Annotated in this window: 1 protein-coding gene; it reads left to right on the plus strand. The window is 62.3% G+C overall.

From position 1 onward, the window contains the following. Window positions 1–1,135, plus strand: a 1,135-nt coding sequence (pnp, locus tag V6C16_RS13890) for a polyribonucleotide nucleotidyltransferase (RefSeq protein ID WP_333543510.1), incomplete at both ends; no start/stop codon positions are given.

Raw genomic sequence — 1,135 nt, forward strand, 5'->3', positions numbered from 1 at the left:
TCCAGACCGGTCTTCTGCCCCGCGCTCACGGCTCCGCCCTGTTCCGCCGCGGCGAAACCAAGTCTCTTGTGGTCGCCACCCTCGGCTCTTCCACTGACGAACAGCGCATGGACTCTCTCACCGGCGACGTGACCAAGCGCTTTATGCTGCACTACAACTTCCCGCCCTTCTCTGTGGGCGAAGTGAAGCCCGTGCGCGTGTCCCGCCGCGAAATCGGCCACGGAGCCCTGGCGGAAAAATCGCTGCGCCCCGTGCTGCCCGCTGACGCCGACTTTCCTTTTACCCTGCGCGTGGTGGCCGAAACCATGGAATCCAACGGTTCCTCGTCCATGGCTGCCGTGTGCGGCGGTTCGCTTTCCCTTATGGATGCCGGCGTGCCTGTGAGCGCCCCGGTGGCCGGTGTGGCTATGGGCCTCATCAAGGAAGGCGACAAGTTTATCGTTCTTACCGACATTCTCGGTGATGAAGACGCCCTGGGCGACATGGACTTCAAGATCGCCGGTACTGCTGAAGGCGTCACCGGCGTGCAGATGGACATCAAGATCACGGGCCTCACCACCGAAATCATGCGCACCGCCATGCAGCAGGCCCGTGAAGGCCGCCTGCATATCCTTGAGGAAATGACCAAGGCCATCGCCTCGCCGCGCAAGGAACTTTCGCGCTACGCGCCGCAGCACGCCGAAGTGTTCGTCAATCCTGACATCATCCGCCTGATCATCGGTCCCGGCGGCAAGAACATCAAGGCCATCACCTCGGCCACCGGCGCTTCCGTGGACATCGAAGACTCGGGCCGCGTGTCCATCTTCGCGCCCACTGCCGAAGCTCTGGAAAAGGCCCGTGAAATGGTTTCCTACTACGACCAGCGCCCCGACATTGGCAAAAACTACAATGCCAAGGTGCGCAAAATCATGGAAATCGGCGCCATTGTCGAAGTGCTGCCCAATGTGGAAGCCCTCGTACACGTGTCGCAGCTCGACGTGAACCGCGTGGAACAGCCCGGCGACGTTGCGCGCCTTGGCGAAGACATGGTGGTCAAGGTCATCGAGATCAACGGCGACCGCATCCGCGCCAGCCGCAAGGCCGTGCTGCTGGAAGAACAGGGCCATCCCTGGAACCCTGAAGACGCCGCCCGCCC

The organism is Desulfovibrio sp. 1188_IL3213, from assembly GCF_036763145.1.
Classification (GTDB): domain Bacteria; phylum Desulfobacterota; class Desulfovibrionia; order Desulfovibrionales; family Desulfovibrionaceae; genus Desulfovibrio.